Below are 17,662 nucleotides of genomic sequence, written 5' to 3'. Positions count from 1 at the left end.
TGTATGAAAGGATTTTCACACCGCTTCATTATAGCAAAGATTGACGCCGTTTCAAACACTAATGCTCTACATCTGAAAATGTAATCAAATTGTAAATTAGCTGTAAATGAATGTTCCCTTACTTATTCATTTGGATTAAAGTAGTCAACCTTTTCTAGACGAGGATTAGGTCTGAACCGTCGTCCCTCTTTTGCTTCCGGACTGCCATTGAAAAGGACAAGATCCCCGGTAAATCCAATATTAAGTCGCAATAAACTTCTTCCCACTCCATACATGTCCACCGGTACGCCTGTTCTTTCAAAATCGGTAATCCGATCTTCGGTAAATCCACCTGTAACCATAATTTTAACATGTTGGAAGCCATCTTCATCGAGTGCTTTCCTTAATGCAAAAAGCAATTCGGGATTAACACCGCGCGGGTCGAAAGTCCCCATTAGATGATGGTTTCTAAGGAAGTATTTATCCACAAGTGTACGGGATGTATCAAGTCGAACCGATTTCAGCTTATCACCGAATTCTCTTGCGACTTTCAGTGAATCTGTAATCACATCATTATTATAATCAACGAGTGCTGCCAATTCATCTTCAGGATATAGTTCATGATAGGCTTTCGCAGCTGCTACCAAGTCTCCACGAAACATTTGTATTAATGCATGTGGCATCGTCCCCATGCCTTCTTTCCCCCACCATTCATTCATGGCATGGGTAGCTTGGGCAGTGGAACCACCGATAAATGCGGCATAACCGTCTCCGGCCTGTGTCGTATAATGATCATCACGATCACCCATAAAGATAACCGGTTTTTGCTCCCCGGAGGTTCGTGCAGCTTTTACCACATTGTATACATTTGTTGCTACAGATGTTCTTCTTGCAAGAATTCCATCTATAAGACCTTCTAAAAAGCCAAATTGTTGGTATGATCCAGAAATCGTCAGTACAGTTTCGTATGGAGTGATTTTATCTCCGTCTTTTAACGAGTTAATTTCCAATGTTTCAGCATTATCGGCAAATGTATGCAGCAATGCAATAGCTTCATCCGTACCACATAATACAGCATTTTCTTTCTGGAAAAATTGCATGGTTACATAATTATTAGGTAATTTCTTTTCTGCGATTTCCTTTGTTTTTAAAAAATATACAGCTGAGAACCAGCCTTCTTTGATACGGTCATCAAATTTAAAGGTTTTATTCGTGAGACGTTTTATTTCACCTGTGAGTTTCTGACTAATCTCTTTCATAAAATGTTTTCTCCTTATCGATTGCCATGGTTTCTCTATCATATAGAATTTTTCAAATTCAAACAAATAATTACAATTCATCCAGTTGTGACTGCGTAATAAGCACATCTCTTGGCTTACTTCCATTTTGACCGGAAATATAACCTCTCGCTTCCAACGTATCAATCAGTCGTGCAGCTCGATTATAACCAATCTTGAAGTGACGCTGCAGCAAGGATGTACTTGCACTATTTTGATTCATGATAAACTGAATGGCTTCCTCCATTAATTCGTCCTCATCTTCATCCATACTAACCTGTTCCAAGAGTTGTTCCTGTTCAAATAAATAGTTCGGTTCTGCAATACTTCTTGCATAATTTGTTACCCGTTCGATTTCTTCATCAGATACAAATGGGCCTTGCAATCTCACGCTTTGTCCAGTTCCATTCTCTACAAATAGCATATCCCCTCTTCCAAGGAGCTTATCAGCACCACTTGAGTCGATGATGGTGCGTGAATCAATTTGGGAAGATACGCTGAAGGCAATTCGAGTTGGAATATTCGCCTTAATGAGACCGGTAATTACATCCACAGACGGCCGCTGTGTTGCCAATAGCAGATGGATTCCACAAGCTCTTGCTTTCTGAGCAATTCGGCTAATGGAATCCTCGACATCCTGTGGTGACATCATCATTAAATCTGCCAGCTCATCAATAACAATCACAATAAATGGCATCTTCTGATTGCCTCTGCCCTGTTTAAAGACTTTTTGGTTATAGCGTTCTATATCTCGAACCCCTTCTTCCACAAATTTTTCATACCGTTCTTCCATTTCATTGACAGCCCATTTTAAACTTTGTGTTGCGGCTTTCACATCGGTAATAACCGGTGCTACCAAATGAGGAATGCCATTATATGGTGCAAGCTCCACCATCTTCGGATCAATCAATAAGAATTTAACATCCTCATGACTCGCCTTGTAGATCAAACTAATTAGTATCGTATTGATACAGACACTTTTCCCTGAACCTGTAGCACCTGCAATCAGACCATGCGGCATCTTTTGTATGTTTGTAATTTTAGGGTATCCTTCTATCGTTAGTCCTAGAGCAATGCTCAAGGGAGATTTGCTTTCTTTAAAGTCATCTGTTTCAAAAATCCCCTGTAAACCTACCATTTCCGATTTTCGATTTGGAATCTCAATCCCAACAGTATTTTTACCTGGAATCGGTGCTTCAATACGTATATCTCTTGCAGACATATTCAACTTAAGGTCATCGGAAAGGTTTTTAATCTTGCTTACCTTCACTCCCATTTCAGGCTGCACTTCAAATCTAGTAACAGATGGCCCTTGAGTTGCTTTTACGACCTTGGCACGAACATTAAAATACTTTAACGTCTGCTCTAGGAGTTCCTGCTGTTCACTGACCCAAATCTGATCATCGTTACTTTTTTGAATTGGATCATTCAGCAGATGAAATGGAATTTTAATTTGCTCCTGTGCTGGTTGTTCTATTTGCTGCTTCTTCACAGGTTCTTCCTGTTTCTCTTCTGATGGCTTTAAGACTTGGGCATGATGTTGCTCTTGTCTTATTTGTTCCGCCTGTACTTCATGTTGTTGCCTTAATTTTTCTGCATGCATACGTTCTTGATTTTGCTGTTGTGTCTTTTCTCTCCGCTGTTGTGTCTTTTCTCTCCGCTGTTGTGTTTGCGCCCGTTGTTGTCTGTCAAAAAGATTCTTCTTATCCCTTGGCGTCATTATCACATTAAATGGTTCCGGCTTATATTCATTTGATGTCTTTTCATAAGCTTTTTTGTTCTCTCTCGAGCTAATCGGGTTAATCTTCTTCTGACTATCTTGCTTTCTCTCAGAAAAATCTTTCTCAACAGTTTCCTGTATCTCTTCTTCAATTGATTCAGCGGTAGCAGCTGTTTCTTGTTGATTCAATTCAACTACAGTATTCGGCTCTTCTTTTTCAGGTTGTATGATCTCCTGATTGACAATGCTTTCTTCTGGCTTGTCCTTCAAACGTTCACTGGCAACATTCAACGGATCAAGCAAATCTTCAGTCACATCTGTTTGAACTGGTTGCTTTGTTCCAAACGCACTCTCCTGTTTCAATTCCTTACGCTTATAAGCAGGTATATTTTCAATTTCCTCTTTCTGCTTTCCTTTTTGAAAGCCATAAATAGGTGAAGGTACATCAGTCGGTTGGAAAGGTACACTTGGATCTTTCTTGTATACTTTTCTGCTCTCTATCGATGGCTCATTGTATGTTTGTCTCACCGGCGGTTTGATTTTTGATTCTCGGGGTTTTCTCTCTTCCCGTGTCTGCTGCCTTTTCTGATATGCTGAAATATCATCTGTTTTTGTTGATTTTGGTCTATCTTTTTCCTCTTCCCTTTTTGGTTTCGGCTCGTCCGGGATAACCGGGAATCGAAATGAATTACGATCTGGATATTGATACATCATTTTAGCTTTTAACTCTTGATTACCATTGGTTGTATTGTGGTGTTGATGTGATTCTAGTTCAACCACTTCTTCCACCTCTATTTCAACTTCTTTTGTAAATATATTTTTAATTTTCTCTTTCCAATCGTCCCACATTTTTAAATCACTCATTTCTATTTCCTAAAAATCGTTTGCTCTCTATTTTAGCAGTTTTTCTATAGATTTGGAAAGTTTCTGGAAAAAGTTAATTAAAAAGTTTTTACTTCCTTACAGAACAAAAGCGTAAGCGCCCGGTTAGCGACGTATGGACTGGACTGAGCCGTAGGAGATAAAGGAAACACGGTGAGCGTATGCGAACCGATGTTGACTTATCGTACGGAGGTGAGGGAAGTCCAATAGTCGTTGGGCGCTGGAGCTCGACGTGGCTGTTTCTGTGTATTTACGTTATCTACAACATACAATTTTATAATTTCCTAAACAATAAAAAAACAACCTCTGCATATGTACAGGGGTTGCTTTCTCATTAAAATACAAATTCTTCGCCCACCGTAAAGGAGTCATCCAGTACATAAATGCCTTTTTCTTTAGGTGCGTTTGGCAGACCGAGTTCCTTTTGCGAACAAATCATACCATTGGATGGTACACCTCTGAGCTCAGAGGCTTTTATTTTCATTCCGCTTGGCATGGTTGCTCCAACCTTGGCAACCACGACTTTTTGGTCTGCATCGATATTAGGCGCTCCACAAACGATTTGCAATGATTCATTGCCAACATCGACGGTGCAAACACTTAATTTATCTGCATTTTCATGAGGACCTTTACTTGAAACATATCCTACTACAAACTTCGGACTTAAATCAAAATCAAGGGGGTCGTTCAAATTATTCGCTTCAAAGAGCCCTTTAATTTCTTCCAACAAGCTTTCGGTTAACTTTATTTTTCCTTTTTCTTCAAAATTTAAATTCTTAGATGCTTGAAAAATATTATATCCCAACAACTCACCATCATTGGTAGTTATCTTTGTAATATCGCCAAATTTTTCATGTGTGATTTCATACCTATCTCCATCTTTTATTGGAATTAGCAGTACGTCACCAATACCATCCGGATTATAAAAAACATCCATTCGTTTCATCCTCCCTAGTTCTTTTCAGGTCTGTTTTTTGCAAGGATAAAGATCGGTTCCAATTTTTTATCTTCATAAATAAATGGAAGAGAAGTAATCGGAATACGACCTTCTGCGAAAAACTTCATTGTCATCTGTGCCAAAATATCATAACCCATTTTATTCTGTATGTCAGCAAAAATCAGGACATCCTGATGAGGAACTGCAACTGTCAAGTCTCCTTTGGCATTGGCCTTCATTTCTTCCAAAAAGGCATCATTCAAAATTCTGCTCGCATCATACCCGTCCTGTGTTGCCACAAAATAAAAATCATTTTCTGCTACTCGATCATGTTTGAAATCACGTGATAGGGAGCGGACATTAAACGCAGCTATTTCATCGATCCGTTCTTGTGACCAACCTTCTTTCTCAAGAAGTTCCTCATCAACGAGTCGATAAGACTTTCCTAAATCAAGTGCATAAAAAATTCGTGTTTCTGCCGTATGATTCTTATATACCAATGTGGCACCGGATTTAGTTTCAGTTGGGAAGGAAGGAGACCGCATAACCGGGTAGATGTTTTTCTCCATACCGGACAGCTGTTGATCTTCATTCATAATTCTTAAAGCTTCTTTCACGTGCTCGATCAACTCATCAATTGCCTCTTCTCCGCGCTGATTGTATTTCACAACCATATTTGGCAATGTGATGGTAATTCCTTGCTTCGAATGCTTCCATTCAATCCGAAATGCATCCTGATCACGGTTAAACGAAGTGACTAAATTTTCATTTGCAAGTCGCTCTTCTAATATTTTTTTTAATTTAAAACTAGTCATTTTAGACATCTAGCTACCTCCTGAAAACCATTGGAAATCAAGCAGATAATCCGTTGATAAACTGCTCGATTTCCTCTTTTGTTTTACGATCCTTACTGACAAAGCGGCCAGCTTCTTTTCCGCCTGCAAAGGCTAAGAAGCTCGGGATACCGTAAATATCGTGTTCCTGGCAAACTTCCATAAACGCGTCACGGTTTACTTCAATAAATTGATACTCGGGGTGGTCTTCTTCTATTTCTGGTAATACAGGCTCGATGACACGACAGTCCGGACACCATCCTGCAGAAAAAATAAAAAGGACGTTTTCATTATTTTTCAATTCATTAAATTGCTCTATCGTTTCTAACGGTTTCATCGTTTCATCAACTTCCTTTCTTTTCTTATCATATCCTTGTTTGGATATGGATTCAATTATCTTGGTTTCTTGGCCCAAAATAAAAAAAGCAGCGCGATAATCTGCATCGCCCTGCTTATTCTTACATTACAATTGATTTTGCCATTTTCATAAGTTCTTCTGCATCAGCATCCATCTTTCCCTTTGTTGTGAACGTGGTTATTTTCACACCACCGACGCCAATTTGCATTTCATAGCCCTCCCCTTCATCAGGAAGGATGCGGATATAGCCAAAGTTATCTTCATTGCTAAAGGAATCTAGCAACAAAGCATTTTCTGCATTTGCAGCATGGAAGTTCAGCTCACTTTGAGAGGTTTCGATTGGATTACGAAAGAGAATATACGTCTGATCCCCATTTACCAAAATGAGATTACTTTCATCGCTGCTTTCTATTTCCAGGTATTCTGGTATATAAATGGTATTATTACCAAGTTCGTAGTTTGTTTCTATTTGTGATTCATTATGGAAAATATTTTCTGCAGTCGCCTTTGCACCAGCGAGCGCATCCTCTTCTGATTTCAATCCGCATCCATTTAGTACGATGATAAGCCCAATCAGTCCAGCCAGTATAAATATAGGATTTCTCATGGTAGTTCCCCCTGTCTAGTCCTTTTTTACCAAATTACATCATACTATAAAATAAAAAAATAGGAAACCTGCATCTCTATCATGTGCGTTGATTTCTTTGCAATATTTGTAAATTTCGTTACTATAATTAATAGAATCTATTATTTAGGAGGGGTTTCTATGGAATTAACCGTATATCTTGCAGGTCAGATTCATACGAACTGGCGGAAGGAAGTACAAAAGCAGGCGGAGAAAAAAAATCTTCCACTCAAATTTGTCGCACCTCAAACAAATCATGACCGATCTGACCAGATTGGTGAGGATATTCTTGGCAAACAGCCAGGAGATATATATAAAGATGATACAGCATCCAGCATTAACAATTTCCGTACACAAGTATTGATGGAGAAATCAGATGTGGTTATCGCTTTGTTTGGGGAAAAATATAAGCAATGGAACACTGCGATGGATGCGAGTGCTGCGATAACGATGAACAAACCAACGATTATTGTGAGACCCGAATCGCTTGTCCATCCGCTAAAAGAATTATCCAATAAAGCAAATGTCACCGTTGAAACAATTGATCAAGCACTTGATGTTTTAGCATATATATTTGAATAAGAAAAAAAGAAGGTTGGGATTTATTTATGCCCTGCCTTCTTTTTTCTTTACTGTTTCAAACCATATTCCAGTTGTCCGCGTAAAAGTTTTACGACATGGGAGAACATTTCCTTGCGTGATACAAGTTCATTCGTAAAAATTCCAATCGCACCCTCATTTTTGCGAACTTCCTGTTTCTTGGCATAATCATCCATTAGATCACCTAGTTCTTTCCCTTCTTTAAGTCCAATTTCAATTTGTTTAGGCAATACGACTCTCGCTCCACTCCCAGTAAAAATTTTACCATCCGGTGTTACGAGTGCACCCCAATTGCATAGATACAATTGGTTATCAACATACATGACACCGCCTTCTAATCCTACTCCAAACGTGTTCGGTTTCGTTTCCGTGCAGCGCATTGCTCGGTTGACTGCCCCCTGTTTCGTTTCTTCATCTGAAAATGGCTGTGCACAGACGCCAGATTCTGCGTCGATGGATGTCACTTCAGCAGATGGAAATATATCGGTAACAGCCTGGATTTTCGTCGGGTTTTTTGATCCAATAATAATTTCCAATGTATTCACCTCATTAATACAGCTGCCAGCAATGGCAGCTGTTCGAAAATTAATATTTTTTAATTTGATCCAATGTGTTTTGATCGGTCGTTTTAACAAGTCTCACGAGCAATTCCTTTGCTGCTGCATAGTCATCCACATGAATAATAGATGCAGACGTATGGATATATCTAGAGCAAATACCAATTACCGCTGATGGAACACCCTCATTGGAATGATGTACACTTCCAGCATCCGTACCACCTTGAGAGATAAAATACTGATATGGAATGTCATGTGATTCTGCTGTATCAAGAACGAATTCACGAATTCCTTTATGTGTAATCATCGTACGGTCGAAAATACGAAGCAATGCACCTTTACCCAATTGACCAAATGCCTTTTTATCACCAGAAGCATCATTTGCAGGAGAAGCATCAAGCGCATAGAAAATATCTGGGTTAATCATATTAGCGGCAACTTTGGAACCACGTAAACCAACCTCTTCCTGAACCGTAGCACCCGAATATAAGTGATTCGGTAGTGTTTCATTTTGCAATTCCTTCATTAATTCAATGGATAGTCCACAACCATAACGATTGTCCCATGCTTTCGCGAGAATTTTTTTGTTATTTGCCATTGGCTCAAACGGAGTTAAAGGCACAATGCTGTCACCTGGCTTCACACCAATTTTTTCAGCATCTTCTCGGTCATCCGCACCAATATCAATCAGCATATTCTTGATTTCCATTGGTTTGCTGCGTTGCGCATCTGTTAATAGATGCGGTGGAATCGAACCAATGACACCGATAACTGGACCATTTGCTGTCATCACTTGTACACGTTGTGCAAGCATTACCTGGCTCCACCAACCACCAAGTGTTTGAAAACGAATCATCCCATTATCTGTAATTTGTGTAACCATAAATCCAACTTCATCCATATGCCCTGCAACCATGACACGTGGACCTTCACCGCGCTTAACTCCAAATACGCCACCAAGATTATCCTGGATAATCTCATCGGAATACTTTTCCAATTCATTTTTCATAAAAGAGCGTACAGGATGTTCATTGCCTGGTGCACCTTGAAGCTCTGTTAAATTTTTAAAAAGATCAAGTGTATCTTTGTTCATACGATTCCCTCCAATATGTATCTCGATATTACCAGTATAACTGAAAATATCTAATACTTTCCACTTATCAGGCATGTTAGATTTTCAATTTTATTTTTAATCCTGTATACTTACAACTAGGATAAGAACGATTAATCTTTATCAAGGGGTGGAACATATTGAGCAAAAGAAGAGTACTCCTTGCCGCTGCAGTTGGAGTTGCTATAGGATATTTGGCAAGAGAGCAAATGAATAACTATCAAAAAATAACACCTGAAAAAGCATTGAACAATGCAAAAGAGATGTTTAAACGCAAAGGACCAATCAGTGGTTCCTGGATTTATATGAAACCAGAAGAAATTGAAAAAAACGGCCTTCTCTACAGTGCCTATCGTGGAGGAATCACTCGTAATATCGATGGCGAAAATAAGCAATATGAATTTTATGTTGATGTGGAAACAGGCGGTATCGTCGAAACGAAAGAAGTTGCATAAATTAACGTGACTAGCTAACAAGAGACTGACCATTTATTTGGCCAGTCTCTTTTATGGTTTCGTAAGTATTGTTGCTTTTAATCTTAGCAATTGAGATAAGATAAGTAACTTCGGCGACCGCTCTGGGGAAATATACTTGCGGTTCGCGGGCGGCTGGTGAGCCCTCCTCGTGCTACCGCACTCCGGGGTCTCACCTATGCCTTTCCTCCCGCTGGAGTCTTCGTATATTTCCCCAGAGCTGGTTTTTAGCTTACAAACTGATAACTGCATTAGTGATCTATAAAATTCATATCACCGAGCTTCACCAGTCCGGGTGAGCGGCGGGCGGTGACTACTGCGGGAACAAATGTTTTCGGTGGGGCGAGTAATCGCAGTCCCAGCACGTGTCCGAAGACCAGAAGAGTGGTTTTCTCTTCGGGGCTGAGGCCGTGCCCTAAGGATGCCCATCCGCCCAGAGCGATCCCAGACGGCGGGAAAAGCAGTTACTTAAAGAAACCAAAAAACTAGCAGTTACTTCGAAATTTATAGAAATTTACGATGATAAATAACAACAAAATTAACGAAAAGAGCCTTGGAGTTTAGTGTATCCAGACTGACTAGTGCAAACAGTTATTCCAAATCAACTTGAGCAGTGTATAAAGGCTTGTTTATTCATTTCACTCTGCGGAAGTTGAGTTAATTATACTCATACCTTTCCCTTTTGACCTCATCTGTCTTTTCGCCGGATTCATTAAATTTTACCGCTCGAAGATAGGCATCATGGTAAAAGGTGTACCATGCTTTTTTTTGATAACCGAATTCCATCCATTTTTCTTTGGCATGTACAGAACGAATAGGGTAATCATCGTAAGCGAGCACCCATAATTTATTTTGGTGTGCATGTGTTGGCATAATATCTGCCATATGAATAAACGTCTCTTCTCCATCTTCAAAAAGGATAATCGAATGCCCATCACTATGCCCACTCGTATGAATCATCTTTAAACCCTCTACTACTTCAATTTCCTTTTCATATGTCTCAACCTGGTCAACAATTGGTTTCCAGTTCATTTCCCAATACGAATTCACCGATCTGATGTTTGGATTTCTCATCTCATGCCACTCGACTTCAGAAGTATAGATGGTTGCATTTTTAAATACGCTTTCATATGTATCTTCCGCAACCTTTTTAGTTAATCCGCATGCATGATCATAGTGCAAATGTGTCATTAGAATGGCATCTATATCATGAACTGATAAACCGAGGCTCTCCAGTGAAGCTTCCAATTTTGATTGTTCTAACACACCGAAGTTCCGTAATTGTTTGTCTTCCAACTTATCATTACCAATTCCTGAATCAATCAGAAAATTTTTCCCGTCGACTTGCAGAAGTATAGGATCTGCTCGCAATTCAATCTGATTTTTATCATTATGCGGATATTTTTTCTGCCATAATGCTTTCGGTACCACACCAAACATTGCACCACCATCTAAATGGGATACTCCACCTTTAAGCCAAGTCAGACTTGCTCTTCCTACCTGCAGTTTCTCCATGTATCCATCCCCCTTTTTGATAAGTGTAGCGAAACACCGAAGATTCTGCAAATGCTAACAAAAATAGAATGTTAAGTTTTCATAAAATTACAATTAATGACATGTACAAATTTCAAGTTCTATATTATAATTGTTATTAGTTAATTTAATATTTATACTATTTTAAATTAGCCAGCAACTAGAAAGGAGGCAAAGAAATGATACAAGTAAATGTAACGATCGACTATGACGGCAAGTTTTATATGACGAATGTGATCACAAGTCGGGATACAAGCGACGAAGAAGTAATGAAGCTTGCGGCTTCCCAAATCGAAAAGCAATGGAAAGAATAGGAAAATGTAGGCATCAGTAATGATACCTGCTTTTTTATTTCCCTCCATTTATATTCCACACATTCCCTAGACAAGACCATACATTTATTTACTATCTCTATCCTCTGCAGCTATTTTGTCTGTCTGGTTTTTGGTTGATTCTATATTAGGACGTCCTTTAAGAATAGCTGCACTCCTCCTTACCTTTTGAAAGCTCTGTTTGTTAATTTAAAATTTTCTACTTAAATGAATGGTAAAAGTGATTTCTATTTGCTATGATAAATCTTGAACATTTGATGAATTACTGAGGGGCCAATATATCTTATTCGTTTCTTGTGAAACAATTCACTAAATGCATCATGTTCATACATACAGAAAGATCTCTTATTAGAAAGTAACGACGAAAGATGCAACGACAAAAATGGTGCAGGAGTGTTTTATATGAAAACCAACGAATTAAAATGGGCTTTGTTTATATTTGTGATTGTTATACTGGCATTTACCCTTCCTTATACCATTTTCACAAACACAGCTAAATGGTACGGAAGCTTTTTAGTATGGATGGTACTTGCACTTATTACCATTGTGATCAATTATTTTTTAACGAAAGATTGGGGTAAATAATTATGACTACTACATTCGTTTGGGGAGCAATTGCAGTTTATGTCGTCATTGCTCTGTTTATTGCTTACTTATCCAGAAAAGGCAAACAAAATAATATGGAAAGCTTTTTTCTTGGAGACAGGAAGCTTGGCGGCATTGTATCCGCACTAAGTTATAGTGCAACTACATATAGTGCATTTATGCTCGTGGGACTAGCCGGTTTAACGTATAACGGGGGTGTCGGAGCTCTTGGTTTCGAATTGATTTACTTGATGGGTGTTTCACTAGTCGCCTTTTTCGGACCGCGTTTTTGGGTCGTTGGTAAAAAATATGGCTACGTGACTCCATCCGAAATGCTTGGTGATCGGTACAATAACAAGAATGTTGCTATTACCGTTGCCATTACCAACTGTCTTTTTCTTATCCCTTATAGTGCTGTTCAGCTATCCGGGGTTGGATATTTGCTGCAGGGTGTAACGAATAACGCGATCCCATATTCTACAGGGGTGCTAATCGCAACTATTCTTGCATTAATTTTTACGTATATTGCAGGAATACGTTCGGTTGCATGGACAGATTCTTTACAGTCATTATTTATGATTATCAGTTCTACACTCATTGTTATTGTGCTGATTAATGGACTTGGAGGATTTACTGGTTTTTTTGAGAAGATAGAGACAAGCCAACCGGAACTACTGACGGTTCCCGGAAATGGTTATTTCAGCTTTCTGACATTTCTCGGACTTACAATTCCATGGTTCTTTTTCAGTATTTCCAATCCACAGGTTAGTCAGCGGTTATTTATGCCAGCATCATTGAAAAGTTTAAAAACGATGTTAATGGGATTTCTTGTGTTTGGTTTCATCTACACCATCGTTGCCGTTGTTTGGGGATTTTCAGCGTCGATCCTGTTTCCAGGACTGGATAATCCTGATTTGGCAACACCATTGGTCCTTTCATCTGACCTCGTACCTCCATTACTCGGTGTTATTGTCATGGTTGGTATTATGGCTGCTGCCATCTCAACCATTGACTCGATTTTGCTGACTTTATCTTCTCTTTTTGCGAAGGATGTCTATGGAAATGTGAAAAAAGGTACGACAGATCAGATGCAACTTCGTGTAGGAAAGATTGTCATTCCAATGATAGCTATTCTTGCCTATCTGTTTGCAGAAATGGAATTGAACTTGATTGCCGTACTTTCCGTTGCTTCCTCGGCAGGGCTTATTGTAGTCGTACCAGCTATTTTTGGTACATTTTTCTGGAAGAGAGGAACAGCTGCTGGCGTTCTTTCCAGTGTCATTATTGCTGGGCTTGTCGTAATTATATTGGAATTTTTCCAATTAAAGCCACTTGGACTTGCTTCCGGATTATGGGGAATTTCCATTTCCACTATACTCTTTATCGGGGTCAGCCTGACAACACGGGCACCTGAAGAAAAAGCAAATGAATTTTTATCTTATGTAAATCAAGCATTAAAAAAAGCCAAATGAAGTCTTTAAAGATCTCTTCTGAAAAGAGATCTTTTTTTGTTCCCATTTCCATATGTGAATGGTTAAAAAAAATCTGGATAACCTATTAAAATACCACCCAATGGAAAGGAAGAAGATACATGAAACATACTACTCCCTTGCTTATTAAATTTATTATGACGACTGCTGTTCTGTGGATTGTACTAGGATTATTTTTTGGCGTAACATTCGGAGACATCTTAGCGACAAGTGTTGTACTAACCGCTGTAGCCTATCTTGGTGACCTGTACATTATGCCACGTATAGGAAATACTGCTGCTACGATTGGTGATTTTGCCTTAGCATGGGTAGTTATATGGTTGATTGGAAGTACTATGTACGGTGAGCCAATTTCCCTTGGTACGGCTGCCTTCATTTCAGCAATTACTATAGCAGCAGGAGAAATTTTCTACCACCGTTACTTAAAAAAATCAGTTTTTGAAAATGAAAAAGATAGGGAAAGCAAGATTGCCTATTTTCCTAACAGATTCCAAACGGAGTTCAGCACAGAAATCGATGAAAACGACGGCGTTCCCCCAAAAAAAGATTAGAAAGTGTGGCATTCGCCAAGCCTACAGGCGTATTTTTTACACTAATACAGATAAGAAATTCATTTTTTTAAAGAAAGATGAATTTTTATGAGTATTTTTCAAGTTTAAGCACAAAATAGGTTGTGTAAAAGCCACTCCTTCACTTGAAGAACGTTTTTGCAAAAATACAAACTACCTGGAGGTATTATCATGGAAAACAATAATAACAACCAACGTAACAACAGAAATCGTAACAACAACAATAACGACAACAACCAGAACAACAATGTCGATAATGTTGAATTTGCTAACGAATTTCTAGATAACAACAATGATAACAATGACAACAACCAACGCAATAACAGAAATCGCAATCGCAACAACGACAATAATAACAACAACAATAACAACCGTTAATCATTTGATTAGGCCTGAATCACGGAATCTCGTGACTCAGGCTTTTCATTTGTATATTTTTTCTTTCCAAGGGAATTTTAATAACACCATATACGATTGGGAGGAATTCTATGAGAGCAGTAACCTATCAAGGAAAATATAAAATAGAAGTAAAAAATGTTGAAGTACCACGTATACAGGACCCTCAGGATGTCATTATTAAGATAACTTCAACTGCCATCTGTGGATCTGATCTTCATTTATACCAAGGTAATTTCCCTCTTCCGATAAATTATGTAATTGGTCATGAACCGATGGGCATTGTTGAAGAAGTTGGCCATGATGTCACGAAAGTGAAAAAAGGGGATCGGGTCGTTATCCCATTTACGGTTGCTTGTGGGACTTGTCCTTATTGTAATAATCACTTGGAGAGCCAGTGTGATAATGCCAATCCACACTATGATTCTGGTGGTTATTTTGGTTATTCGGAGAAATTCGGTGACTACCCTGGAGGTCAGGCAGAATATCTTCGTGTTCCATTTGGAAATTATACTCCTTTTCTGATTCCTGAGGATTGTGAATTAGAAGATGAAAAACTTCTCTTTCTATCTGACGTCCTTCCAACTGCATATTGGAGTGTGGAAAATGCAGGTGTTAAGGAAGGCGACACTGTTATTGTCCTTGGATGTGGTCCCGTAGGCTTAATGACACAAAAATTTGCCTGGCAAAAAGGGGCAGAACGTGTAATTGCTGTCGATTATTTTGATTATCGGCTGAATCATGCTAAGAATATAAACCGTACGGAAGTATATGATTTTACGAAATACGATGATATGGGTGAAACATTAAAAGAATTAACAAAAGGTGGAGCGGATGTTGTTATTGATTGTGTTGGAATGGATGGTAAAAAATCCCCTCTTGAATTTGTTGAGCAAAAACTCAAGCTTCAGGGTGGAACACTTGGTCCAATTCAAATTTCAACAAAAGCAGTAAAAAAAGGCGGAATCGTACAGATTACAGGTGTGTATGGCGGAAACTATAATTTATTTCCATTGGGTGCATTCTTCTCTCGAAATATCACATTAAAAACGGGACAAGCACCAGCACGAACCTATATGAAGGAAATTTACGAGCAAATTAAGAGCAATAAAATTGACCCAACAGATATTATCACACATACACTTTCGTTAGATCAGGCAGAACAGGGTTATGATATTTTCAACGGACGTAAAGATGATTGTGTGAAAGTTATCCTGAAGCCGTAATGCGAATTTAAAAAACGAACATGAATAGTCCCAACCGATTATGAAACCGATTGGGACTCCCATTGTATAAATATAATTAATTAAATGTAGTTAACAGCTGCTGATGTAAAAGCTTAGCAACTTCAGCATCTTCTTGGAGTTTATTGCTGATTTCCTCGTTTTCAGAAGTTTGGGCAAGACTTTCCAGCTTGTTTGCAATTCGTTCATGCTCCTCAATAATATGCCGCAAATTAGCTATCTCTGTATGTGATAAAAAGTGATTCAAGGCTGATGTTCCTTTCCTGATTGTTCTTTCTATTTTTCTCCGAAGAATTAATATTTATACTATAGTCCAGCCGACCGCTGCAGCCGCTTTGCAATTTCCATAAAATCTTCATGAGAAACACCTGGTGCATATTCTTCTGGTATATCTTCATAATCTGGAACAGGCTCTCCCTGTGGCGCACCAATCACCACTTCCAACGGTTCGCCGCTCTCCGGATGGGCACCCTTCCAAATTTTATCAATATCTCTATAGTCTTTTTCACTGAATGTATAGAGTCTTGTATGCACACCCTCCGCTTCATATTTACGAGCAGTATCAAAAACTCGATTATCCAGACTAGGTACCGGCAGCATTTTTGTCATATCGACTCCGGTTGCCACTTCAAGTGCTTTTGCATAGGCAACAATATGCGTACCACCACGCACAAGTAAGTATCCGATCATCTCTCTTGCAGTTGGGTGATCTGTCATTTCATACACGCGCATCTTATGTGTTCTCGCACCAATTTCCAAGAAATAGTTATGAAGTAAATCGACTACGAGATTTCCACTATTAAACACATTATCTCCCGTCCACGCCCTGCCATGGGAATCACCTGGTTTCGCTGATTGTGCTGTATCAATAAAATGGTACGTACTTCTTTTATCTTTCCCATTTCGCAGTGGTGCAATATTTGGGTCCGCCGGGAAAGTGCTTCCCTCCATCATAATATTAATTGTATGTGCAACAAGTTCCACATGTCCAAACTCTTCTGCAGTAATACTCGCAACAAGGTCATAAAATGGCTTCAGCTTTTTCTTATTTTTAAAATTAAACGATTGGTACATATAATTATTGAGGGTCGACATCTCTCCATATCTTCCTCCTAGCAATTCCTGTACTGCTGATGCCGCGTTCGGATCTGCTTCCTTTGGTCGTGGCAGTTCAATCGCAATTCTATCCATCCGTTCGATCACATGACTTCCCTCCAATCATCGTTCATGAAGTAGCTCAATGGCGAAGCACCCAAATGATTTGTGGAATACGAACATAAAAATAATATCCGTTATGCACAACGACTACATGGTCCGGGTACACTTGAGCCAATTCTCCTCGAACGGTATCTTTCATCGTCTGAATGACTACATAGGAACCTGTACATGCTTGAAGCATTTCATATAAATAAGGATCCACATGGGTCATCATTTGAGGCATATTTCTGGGAAGATTTCGTTCCTCCTGCTTTTCACTCATTAAAGTACCTCCTTATCGTTTTACTAAATACAAAAACACCTCCAACTTTAGTTTATTGGAGGTGTAGGTTGTCTGATAACCAGAAATTATTTTTGAGATTATTCCATTAAAATATCTGCATAAACGGCATTCGTTACTTTTAGTAAATCTGCTGGCGACAACTCTACCTGCAGTCCTCTTTTCCCAGCAGATACAACAATACTTTCCTTCATTTCGGCTTTTGTAGCCACATAAGTCGGGAAATTTTTCTTCATCCCAATCGGAGAACAGCCTCCACGAATATATCCGGTAGTCGTTTCCAAATCCTTCATATTAAGCATTTCCACTTTTTTGTTGCCGCTCACCCTTGCCAAAGCTTTCAAATTCAATTCATTTTCAGCAGGAATACAGGCGATTAGTACTCCAGTTTTATCCCCAACGGTTACCAATGTTTTATATATCTTTTCCATTGGCATTCCAACTTTTCTTGCTGCAGTTTTTGCATCCAGATATTCCTCATTCCATGGATACTCGTGAACATGATAACTGATTTTTTCCTTTTCAAGTTTTCGAATAGCATTTGTTTTTTGCTCTTTCTTCTTATTCATTTCAGAACCCTCTTGTAATTTTTATTCTACCCCTAGTTTAGCACAAATTTTATTTGGGCATGTCTTAAAACAGGTGTCTTATTAAACGGTAAAG

Annotated in this window: 21 protein-coding genes; 8 read left to right on the top strand and 13 right to left on the bottom strand. The window is 38.9% G+C overall.

The features are described 5' to 3' along the window. Positions 1 to 122: 122 nt before the first annotated feature. The 6 genes from ACFOUV_RS01540 to ACFOUV_RS01515 all read right to left on the bottom strand — a co-directional run bounded on the left by ACFOUV_RS01540 (position 123) and on the right by ACFOUV_RS01515 (position 6,593). Positions 123 to 1,238, bottom strand: coding sequence for a nicotinate phosphoribosyltransferase (locus ACFOUV_RS01540; protein ID WP_379495005.1), 1,116 nt, complete (start codon positions 1,236 to 1,238; stop codon positions 123 to 125). A 70-nt stretch (positions 1,239 to 1,308) separates the two neighbouring features. Beyond that, positions 1,309 to 3,840 carry a DNA translocase FtsK gene (locus ACFOUV_RS01535; protein WP_379495004.1) on the bottom strand — a complete coding sequence of 844 codons (2,532 nt, stop codon included), beginning with the start codon at positions 3,838 to 3,840 and terminating at the stop codon, positions 1,309 to 1,311. A 352-nt stretch (positions 3,841 to 4,192) separates the two neighbouring features. Beyond that, positions 4,193 to 4,795 (bottom strand): YtpR family tRNA-binding protein, encoded by a 603-nt coding sequence (gene ytpR, locus ACFOUV_RS01530; protein ID WP_379495003.1) that lies wholly within the window; start codon positions 4,793 to 4,795, stop codon positions 4,193 to 4,195. A gap of 14 nt (positions 4,796 to 4,809) precedes the next feature. Further along, a complete protein-coding gene (locus ACFOUV_RS01525) occupies positions 4,810 to 5,619 on the bottom strand; it encodes a DUF1444 domain-containing protein (protein ID WP_379495002.1) in 810 nt (269 codons plus the stop codon). A gap of 28 nt (positions 5,620 to 5,647) precedes the next feature. Next, on the bottom strand, positions 5,648 to 6,013 hold the full coding sequence (locus ACFOUV_RS01520; protein ID WP_379495739.1) for a thioredoxin family protein: 366 nt from the start codon (positions 6,011 to 6,013) through the stop codon (positions 5,648 to 5,650). Between the two features lie 73 nt (positions 6,014 to 6,086). Then, positions 6,087 to 6,593, bottom strand: coding sequence for a hypothetical protein (locus ACFOUV_RS01515; RefSeq protein ID WP_379495001.1), 507 nt, complete (start codon positions 6,591 to 6,593; stop codon positions 6,087 to 6,089). A 159-nt stretch (positions 6,594 to 6,752) separates the two neighbouring features. On the opposite strand from ACFOUV_RS01515, the gene ACFOUV_RS01510 reads away from it, so the two are divergent. Next, a complete protein-coding gene (locus ACFOUV_RS01510) occupies positions 6,753 to 7,193 on the top strand; it encodes a YtoQ family protein (protein WP_379495000.1) in 441 nt (146 codons plus the stop codon). A 47-nt stretch (positions 7,194 to 7,240) separates the two neighbouring features. On the opposite strand, the gene ACFOUV_RS01505 is transcribed toward ACFOUV_RS01510, so the two are convergent. Together ACFOUV_RS01505 and ACFOUV_RS01500 are read right to left on the bottom strand one after the other, a co-directional pair. Beyond that, positions 7,241 to 7,747, bottom strand: coding sequence for a DUF84 family protein (locus ACFOUV_RS01505; protein ID WP_379494999.1), 507 nt, complete (start codon positions 7,745 to 7,747; stop codon positions 7,241 to 7,243). A 49-nt stretch (positions 7,748 to 7,796) separates the two neighbouring features. After that, positions 7,797 to 8,861: a M42 family metallopeptidase gene (locus ACFOUV_RS01500; RefSeq protein WP_379494998.1), complete on the bottom strand. Its 1,065-nt coding sequence runs from the start codon at positions 8,859 to 8,861 to the stop codon at positions 7,797 to 7,799. Between the two features lie 158 nt (positions 8,862 to 9,019). Between ACFOUV_RS01500 and ACFOUV_RS01495 the strand changes: the two genes are divergently transcribed. Further along, positions 9,020 to 9,334, top strand: coding sequence for a PepSY domain-containing protein (locus ACFOUV_RS01495; RefSeq protein WP_379494997.1), 315 nt, complete (start codon positions 9,020 to 9,022; stop codon positions 9,332 to 9,334). A 675-nt stretch (positions 9,335 to 10,009) separates the two neighbouring features. On the opposite strand, the gene ACFOUV_RS01490 is transcribed toward ACFOUV_RS01495, so the two are convergent. Then, positions 10,010 to 10,867, bottom strand: coding sequence for a YtnP family quorum-quenching lactonase (locus ACFOUV_RS01490; RefSeq protein ID WP_379494996.1), 858 nt, complete (start codon positions 10,865 to 10,867; stop codon positions 10,010 to 10,012). 197 nt (positions 10,868 to 11,064) lie between these two features. Between ACFOUV_RS01490 and ACFOUV_RS01485 the strand changes: the two genes are divergently transcribed. The 6 genes from ACFOUV_RS01485 (at position 11,065) to ACFOUV_RS01460 (ending at position 15,483) form a co-directional block, all read left to right on the top strand. Then, positions 11,065 to 11,199 carry a BA3454 family stress response protein gene (locus tag ACFOUV_RS01485; protein ID WP_379494995.1) on the top strand — a complete coding sequence of 45 codons (135 nt, stop codon included), beginning with the start codon at positions 11,065 to 11,067 and terminating at the stop codon, positions 11,197 to 11,199. Positions 11,200 to 11,619: 420 nt separating this feature from the next. Next, on the top strand, positions 11,620 to 11,802 hold the full coding sequence (locus ACFOUV_RS01480) for a hypothetical protein (RefSeq protein WP_379494994.1): 183 nt from the start codon (positions 11,620 to 11,622) through the stop codon (positions 11,800 to 11,802). A 2-nt stretch (positions 11,803 to 11,804) separates the two neighbouring features. Then, positions 11,805 to 13,274: a sodium:solute symporter family protein gene (locus tag ACFOUV_RS01475; RefSeq protein WP_379494993.1), complete on the top strand. Its 1,470-nt coding sequence runs from the start codon at positions 11,805 to 11,807 to the stop codon at positions 13,272 to 13,274. 119 nt (positions 13,275 to 13,393) lie between these two features. Beyond that, the gene (locus tag ACFOUV_RS01470) at positions 13,394 to 13,843 is read left to right on the top strand and encodes a YndM family protein (protein WP_379494992.1); all 450 of its coding nucleotides are present in this window, start codon (positions 13,394 to 13,396) and stop codon (positions 13,841 to 13,843) included. Between the two features lie 189 nt (positions 13,844 to 14,032). Beyond that, the gene (locus tag ACFOUV_RS01465) at positions 14,033 to 14,239 is read left to right on the top strand and encodes a hypothetical protein (protein WP_379494991.1); all 207 of its coding nucleotides are present in this window, start codon (positions 14,033 to 14,035) and stop codon (positions 14,237 to 14,239) included. Positions 14,240 to 14,349: 110 nt separating this feature from the next. Next, the gene (locus ACFOUV_RS01460) at positions 14,350 to 15,483 is read left to right on the top strand and encodes a zinc-dependent alcohol dehydrogenase (protein WP_379494990.1); all 1,134 of its coding nucleotides are present in this window, start codon (positions 14,350 to 14,352) and stop codon (positions 15,481 to 15,483) included. Between the two features lie 76 nt (positions 15,484 to 15,559). Here the strand turns inward: ACFOUV_RS01460 and ACFOUV_RS01455 are convergent, their stop codons facing one another. The 4 genes from ACFOUV_RS01455 to ybaK all read right to left on the bottom strand — a co-directional run bounded on the left by ACFOUV_RS01455 (position 15,560) and on the right by ybaK (position 17,568). After that, positions 15,560 to 15,748: a hypothetical protein gene (locus ACFOUV_RS01455; RefSeq protein ID WP_379494989.1), complete on the bottom strand. Its 189-nt coding sequence runs from the start codon at positions 15,746 to 15,748 to the stop codon at positions 15,560 to 15,562. 59 nt (positions 15,749 to 15,807) lie between these two features. Beyond that, entirely contained in the window at positions 15,808 to 16,692 is an 885-nt protein-coding gene (locus ACFOUV_RS01450; RefSeq protein ID WP_379495738.1) for a manganese catalase family protein, read from the bottom strand. A gap of 46 nt (positions 16,693 to 16,738) precedes the next feature. Beyond that, positions 16,739 to 16,981 carry a DUF2642 domain-containing protein gene (locus ACFOUV_RS01445; protein WP_379494988.1) on the bottom strand — a complete coding sequence of 81 codons (243 nt, stop codon included), beginning with the start codon at positions 16,979 to 16,981 and terminating at the stop codon, positions 16,739 to 16,741. A 98-nt stretch (positions 16,982 to 17,079) separates the two neighbouring features. Beyond that, on the bottom strand, positions 17,080 to 17,568 hold the full coding sequence (gene ybaK / locus ACFOUV_RS01440; protein WP_379494987.1) for a Cys-tRNA(Pro) deacylase: 489 nt from the start codon (positions 17,566 to 17,568) through the stop codon (positions 17,080 to 17,082). Between the last annotated feature and the right edge of the window lie 94 nt (positions 17,569 to 17,662).

The sequence above is a fragment of the Oceanobacillus longus genome, from assembly GCF_042650085.1.
GTDB lineage: Bacteria > Bacillota > Bacilli > Bacillales > Amphibacillaceae > Oceanobacillus > Oceanobacillus longus.
The sequence above is the reverse complement of the archived record's forward strand: the minus strand, read 5'-3'. Positions and strand labels throughout refer to the sequence as shown.